General features: G+C 71.8%; 6 protein-coding genes. 2 read left to right on the top strand and 4 right to left on the bottom strand.

All coding sequences use genetic code 11. The features are described 5' to 3' along the window. From K338_RS0118255 to K338_RS0118240, 3 genes are all read right to left on the bottom strand, one after another. Nucleotides 1–316, bottom strand: a 316-nt coding sequence (locus tag K338_RS0118255) for a leucine zipper domain-containing protein (protein ID WP_169579588.1), incomplete at its 3' end; no start/stop codon positions are given. 75 nt (nucleotides 317–391) lie between these two features. Beyond that, a complete protein-coding gene (locus K338_RS0118250; RefSeq protein WP_022919601.1) occupies nucleotides 392–1,741 on the bottom strand; it encodes an outer membrane protein assembly factor BamB family protein in 1,350 nt (449 codons plus the stop codon). Between the two features lie 378 nt (nucleotides 1,742–2,119). Continuing rightward, nucleotides 2,120–3,181, bottom strand: coding sequence for a GNAT family N-acetyltransferase (locus tag K338_RS0118240; protein ID WP_051154986.1), 1,062 nt, complete (start codon nucleotides 3,179–3,181; stop codon nucleotides 2,120–2,122). 70 nt (nucleotides 3,182–3,251) lie between these two features. On the opposite strand from K338_RS0118240, the gene K338_RS23840 reads away from it, so the two are divergent. Both K338_RS23840 and mnmA read left to right on the top strand, forming a co-directional pair. Then, complete coding sequence (locus K338_RS23840) at nucleotides 3,252–4,454, top strand: cysteine desulfurase family protein (RefSeq protein ID WP_022919600.1); 1,203 nt, start codon at nucleotides 3,252–3,254, stop codon at nucleotides 4,452–4,454. After that, on the top strand, nucleotides 4,454–5,578 hold the full coding sequence (mnmA, locus tag K338_RS0118230; protein WP_022919599.1) for a tRNA 2-thiouridine(34) synthase MnmA: 1,125 nt from the start codon (nucleotides 4,454–4,456) through the stop codon (nucleotides 5,576–5,578). Before K338_RS23840 ends, mnmA begins: the two co-directional genes overlap by 1 nt. Here mnmA and K338_RS0118225 read toward each other — a convergent pair. Next, complete coding sequence (locus K338_RS0118225; protein ID WP_022919598.1) at nucleotides 5,575–6,195, bottom strand: class I SAM-dependent methyltransferase; 621 nt, start codon at nucleotides 6,193–6,195, stop codon at nucleotides 5,575–5,577. The genes mnmA and K338_RS0118225 overlap by 4 nt on opposite strands. Between the last annotated feature and the right edge of the window lie 86 nt (nucleotides 6,196–6,281).

The following is a 6,281-nucleotide window of genomic DNA, read 5'->3' as shown; positions in this document are numbered from 1 at the left end:
CGCCGATCCAGTCCGGCCCGCGGCGGTGTCTACGCCGGCAGGCCACGATCCGCTCAGCCACCTCGCGCGGGGTACGCCGGGGGCTGCGGCGGGGCCGGCTGGAGCGGTCGTGCAGGCCATCCTCGCCCTCCTGGTCATAGCGCTTGAGCCAGTAGTGGGCGCACTTGCGCGAGATGCCCATCGCCTTGGCGGCATGGGCCACCGCCCACCCTTCCTGGCGTACCCGACGCACCAGCAGCAGGCGTCCCTGGAACGTCAGACGGGCATTACGGTGGGACACGAGGACCTCCGGGATCTGGTAGTGACTCTTCGACAAGCCACACCTCACCCGGAGGTCCTCCTCACGTCAACGAACCACCGCGAGTGTCACCAACGTCCTGGCCGGGTACAGCTAGGTGCCGGGCAGCTGCACGGGTGCGAGGGCGTCCATCCCGATGCTGACCAGCCGGTCCTCGACCACTTGGAACGTGAACCCGTGCTCGGCACGCGCAGTCCACAGCACCTCCCCGGTCGCCGGGTCCAGACCCATCGCCGGGTAGGAGTCGGTCACCAGCGTGCCGTCGACGGCGAAGACGTCGCTGACGAAGGGCAGCTCGTCGTCATCCAGGTTCATGGTCCAGGCGACCGCATCGTGCTCTGCTTCGAGAGCGAGCAGGGCATCGTCTGCCCAGACGGCGGTGTGCTCAGTGTCCCCGCCGCTGGCCACCGGGATGGACCCGGCGACGAAACCACCGCCGCTGAGCCGGAACCGGTGCAGCGCGCCGTGCTCGGTGCCTGCCGCCCAGTCCACGGCCACCAGCCGGTCCTGCTCGGCCACCGCCAGCGGCCGTGCCGGGGTGTTCTCCGGTGGTGTCACCAGGTCCAGGTCGGGCAGGGTCCACTCCACGGTGCCGTCCAGGGCGCGGCGGACGATCCCTTCGTCGGTGGCGCAGAAGTAGTGGTCGCCGGCAGCCGTGGCACGCCGGCACTGGCTCGCGGTGATGTCACCGGTGGCCGGGTCGATGAGCGCCGCACCAGGGGTGGACCAGAGCAGCACCTTCCCCTCCTCCAGGTCCCGCCACCGCGGCCGCTCCATCATCAGCTCGGTGTCGCTCTGGCCGTCCACATCGCCCTGGAGAAAGGTGGTGAACAGTACCTTGGCACCCGGCACGTCGGCCAGGTCCACCTGCCAGCGTTGCTCCCCGTCGAGCGCGAGCATGGTGACCATCGTGTGCGGCGCCACCGGGGCGAGGTCGCCGACCACCAGCAGGCCCTCGGCGGTGAGGTGCACCAGCATCACCGAGTCCACACCGACGGCCTCCCACCGGTGCGCCTCGCCGGTGGCGACGTCTACGACCAGCCCCGACCATCCGCCGTCGCGGGCAAGGCAGGCGAGCTGCCCGGCCACGATCTCGTCACCGCACATCCCGCCGGGCACGTCATGACGCCAGAGCACCTCACCATTCGCGGGGTCGATCCCGACGACCTGCTCCGGGGTGCTGGTCCCCGGTTTGGTGAGCATCGCCCAGACGTTCTCGCCGGTGATCAGGGCCGGCCCGGTGAACGCACCGTCCGGGGAGGTGTTGTACTCACTGACGTCGTCGGCGCCGGCGGCCTCCGCGGGAGTGAGCAGCCAGTCCTCGGTGAGCGTGCCGACCGGCCGCTCGGGGGTGACTGGGGACGCTTCCTGAGGCCGGCTCTCGCTGAACATGCCGTTGACGATGAAGGCCAGCACGAGGAGCCCGGCGACGATCAGGAACACCACCTTCACCTTGGACGCCCGCGGCCGCGGTGGTGGGGAGTAGGTGTGGCCGCCTGGCGGTACAGGGCGCCCGACCGGCAGGCTCGGGGCGGGGCCGGCGTCGCCGGCCGGATGGCCCGGGGACGGTTCGCCCGGGGTGAAGTACGGCGACGGTGGGCCGGCCGGCTGTCCGCGCCGGTTCGACGACCTCACCGCCAGCTGCCGCAGCGGATGCTGACTACCCCGTGCCGAGCCGACCGCTGAAGAAGCGGATGCAGCTCAGCCTCCGGCGGCCTCAGGGTGGACTCGCTGAACGTCGTCAACACGCTGAACGTCGTCAACACGGCTCCTCTGTCGGTGGGACATCGAGCCTACCGGCGCCCGGGGCGCCAGCCGCGCTCACCCTTGGTAGGTGATCTCCCGCCCGACGGCCCGATAGCCGAGGTCCTCGTTGATCCGGATCATCCACGGGTTCACGTGCGAGTTCCAGGTGACCAGCCGGCGCAGCTGCGGAGCATGCTCGGCAAGCATGCGGTGCGTGGTGACCTTCAGCGCATAGCCGAGGCGGTGGCCACGGTGCTCCGGCATCACCAGCGTGTTCTCCTGGAAGCCGAGGGTGGTGGCCGGCGAACCACGGAACTCCACCACGCTGTTGCCCGCGAACGTGCCGTCCGGGGCGAGTGCCACCGCGACCAGGGAGCGCATGCCGGTTCGTGCCTTGCGGTCCTCGGCGATCCGGATCCGCTCCGGGGTGTACTCCGGAGCCTCGTGCACCACGTCCTCGTCCGGGTCGTCCAGCTCCAGCTGGCGCAGCAGCAGCCCATAGGCGGCCAGGTGCTCCTCCGGGGTGCGGTCGGTCCAGCTGAGGATCTGGTAGTCGCCCAGGTGTGGCTCGGCGCGGGCCCAGATCTCCGCCAGCCGACCGGGCGGCACCGGCAGGTCCAGCACCCGGACGACCGCCACGTTCTTCCGGCTCATCCCGAACCGTGCGGCGAGCCGGTTGGCAGGTAGGGACGGGTCGTCCACATCGCCTTCGAGCGGGATGGTGCCCCAGGCGGTGAGCGTGGTGCGGCCAGCCTCTCGCGCGATCCGCACCAGCTCGGCCAGCAGCGCCGTCCCTGCGCCCCGACCTCGGTGGTCGGGGTGCACGATCGGCTGGACCATCGCCTGGTCGGTGTCTTCGGCCAGCGGTAGTCCGAGCCATCCGGCTCCGACCACCTGGCGTCGGCCAGCGAGCTCCAGTTCGGCCACCAGGCGCTGCTGCCGCCAGAACTTCGTGTCTGCACAGTCGGCCCGGGTCTGGGCCACCGTCGGCGCGGTGGACCCGCCGAAGTCCTGCTCCTCCTGGGCAGCGTGGACCTGGTTGACCGCCTCGAGGTCGGCATCGGAGCCGGTGTCCAGCGGGCGCACCGTTACGCCGGTGGCTGCGGCGGACCCAGCAGCAGAGGTGGGGGAGCTCATAGGGGAACGGTGGCACCGGGTGGGCCTCGTCCGCCAACCAATTTCCGCGCGGAACGTACACTGGAACGCCGTGACCACCTACCTCGACCACGCCGCCACCACCCCGGTGCGACCGGAGGTGGCCGACGCCTATGCCCGCGCGCTGCAGGTGGCGGGCAACCCGTCCTCGTTGCACGCTGCGGGCCGTGCCGCCCGGCGGGTGCTGGAGGAGTCCCGGGAGTCGATCGCCGCGGACCTGGGTGCCGACCCGGCCGAGGTGATCCTCACGGCGGGTGGTACCGAGGCGGACAACCTCGCGGTGCAGGGGATCTGGCGCGCTCGGGCCAAGGAGGGCCGCCCGGGCCTGGTGACCTCCGCCGTCGAGCACCACGCGGTCCTGGAGACCGCGCAGCACCTGGCCGAGCACGAGGGCGCCGAGACCCACGAGCTCGGCGTGGACGTCACCGGTGTGGTGCGCACCGAGGAGCTGGCCGAGCTGCTCGCCGAACAGGGGGAGCGCACCGGTCTGGTCTCGGTGATGTGGGCGAACAACGAGGTGGGCACCATCCAGCCGATCGAGCAGGTCGCGTCGATCGCGCGCGAGCACGCCGTCCCGGTGCACTCCGACGCGGTGCAGGCCGTCGGGCAGGTGCCGGTGGACTTCGCCGCGAGCGGGCTGGACGCGCTGTCCTTCTCCGGGCACAAGCTCGGTGCCCCGATCGGCATCGGCGCGCTGCTGGCCCGCCGGGGGCTGGGCCTGGTGCCGGTGCAGCATGGGGGAGGCCAGGAGCGGTCGGTGCGGTCTGGCACGCTCCCGCACGCCTCGTTCGCAGCGCTCGCGGCAGCGGTGGGCGCGGCCGTGACCGACCTGGCGGTGGAGGCACAGCGGCGCGCGCGCCTGCGGGACCGGCTCATCGCCGGGGTGCTCGAGGCTGTGCCGGATGCTGAGCTGCGCGGTGCGCCGGGTGCGGGCCGGTTGCCGGGCAACGCCCACTTCACGTTCTCCGGTGCCGATGCGGACGCGCTGCTGTTCACCCTGGACGCGGCTGGGGTGTGCGCCTCCTCCGGGTCGGCCTGTCAGGCGGGGGTGCAGCAGCCTTCGCACGTGCTGCTCGCGATGGGGGCCGACGACGGCGCAGCCCGCTCTGCAGTGCGTCTCACCCTGGGGTGGAGCTCGTCCGAGGAGGACGTGGAGGCGTTGTTGGCTGCGTTGCCGGAGGCGGTCGCCCGGGCACGCGCGGCCTACCGGCCGCGCCCCTCGCAGCAGCGAGCGGCCGTGAAGGAGGCATCCTGATGCGAGTGCTGGCAGCACTGTCCGGCGGCGTGGACTCCGCGGTGGCAGCAGCCCGAGCGGTGGACGCTGGCCACGACGTGGTCGGGGTGCACATGGCGCTGTCCCGGTCCCGCGCCCAGCACCGGAACGGTTCGCGTGGCTGCTGCTCGATCGAGGACGCCTCGGATGCACGCCGCGCTGCGGACGTGCTCGGCATCCCGTACTACGTGTGGGACCTGAGCGAGGAGTTCGAGGAGACGGTGGTCGCCGACTTCCTGTCGGAGTACGAGGCCGGCCGCACCCCGAACCCGTGCGTGCGCTGCAACGAGCACATCAAGTTTTCCGCCTTGCTGGACCGGGGGCTGGCGCTGGGTTTCGACGCTGTCGCCACCGGTCACTACGCGCGGATCGTGGATGTGCCCCTCGCTGACGGCGGCACCCGGCGCGAGCTGCACCGGGCCCGGGATGCGGCCAAGGACCAGTCGTACGTGCTCGCCGTGATGGGCGCCGACCGGCTGGCGCGGTCGGTGTTCCCGCTCGGTGAGGTGGCGTCCAAGGACGAGGTGCGCGCGGAGGCAGCGGCCCGCGGCCTGAGCGTCTCGGCGAAGCCGGACTCCTACGACATCTGCTTCGTCGCCGACGGGGACACCCAGGGGTTCCTGCGGGAGTGTCTGGGCGCCCGGGCCGGGGAGATCGTGGACGCCGAGGGGACCGTGGTCGGGGAGCACGAGGGCGCGTACGCCTACACCGTCGGGCAGCGGCGCGGGCTGGGGCTGAACCGGCCGGCGGCGGACGGCAAGCCTCGGTATGTGCTGGAAGTGGATCCGGCAGCGAACCGCGTGGTCGTCGGGCCGAGCGAGCTGCTCTCGGTGAGTGAGATCGCCGCAGACGACGTGACCTGGCTGGCCGAGGACCTGCCGGCCGACCAGTGGGTGCAGGTAAGCGTCCAGGTGCGGGCACACGGCGATCCGGTGCCGGCACGGGTGCGCCGTGAGCAGGACCGGTTGCTCACCGAGCTCGCCTCGCCGTTGCGGGGGATCGCCCCCGGTCAGTCGATCGTGCTCTACGACGGCACTCGGGTGCTCGGCCAGGCAGCCATCGCCCGGGCCGGGCGGGGCGCGGCTGCCCAGGTGGTCGGCGCCTAGCGTCCCGGCGTCGTGGTCGTCGAACGCCCGAGCACAGCGACCAGGAAGCTCGACTCCGGGGTGAAGGGCCGAAGGTCCCAGCTCTCGAGAGCAACCTCGACGGTGAGTCCAGCGGCCTGGGCGTCGCTGGCGAACTCGTCGAACGGGTAGCCCCGGCCGGCGCCGAACCCGGTGACGAACCGCCCCTCGTCGGCGAGATGGTCTCGGATCCGCTCCAGCACCGTGCGCCGGGTGCTCGGTGCCAGGAACGCCGTCACGTTCCCGGCGGCGACGACGACGTCGAAGGGTGGTGAAACGTCGTGCAGGTCGAGCTCGGCAAGGTCCTGCACCAGCCAGGTGGGTCCAGGATGGTCGGCCTCGGCGGCATCGATGAGGACGGGGTCCACGTCGACACCGACGACCCGGTGCCCGCGGGCAGCGAGCTCGGCACCCACCCTGCCGGGACCGCAGCCGGCGTCGAGGATGGTCGCGCCCCGCGGAGCCATCGCATCGACGAACCGAGCCTCGCCGTGCAGGTCCTCACCGGAGGCTGCCATCGTCCGGAACCGTTGCACGTACCAGTGCGAGTGCTGCGGGTTCTGCTCGATCTTCTGGGTCCACAGGCTCTTCTCCACCACAGCACCCAGGGTATGGGAGGGGGCGGGTGGTGGTTGTCGCTCCCGGAGGCGGCTGGCCGCCTGGTCTCATGAGCACCCTCACCGAC

The sequence above is a fragment of the Ruania albidiflava DSM 18029 genome, from assembly GCF_000421225.1.
Taxonomy (GTDB): domain Bacteria; phylum Actinomycetota; class Actinomycetes; order Actinomycetales; family Beutenbergiaceae; genus Ruania; species Ruania albidiflava.
This window is presented reverse-complemented; position numbering and strand designations above follow the sequence as displayed.

What these genes read in the sequence shown, in the direction of transcription:
- K338_RS0118240 (WP_051154986.1), bottom strand. Translation starts at nt 3,181, where the DNA reads ATGAGCTCCCCCACCTCTGCTGCTGGGTCCGCCGCAGCCACCGGCGTA.
- mnmA (WP_022919599.1), top strand. Translation starts at nt 4,454, where the DNA reads ATGCGAGTGCTGGCAGCACTGTCCGGCGGCGTGGACTCCGCGGTGGCA.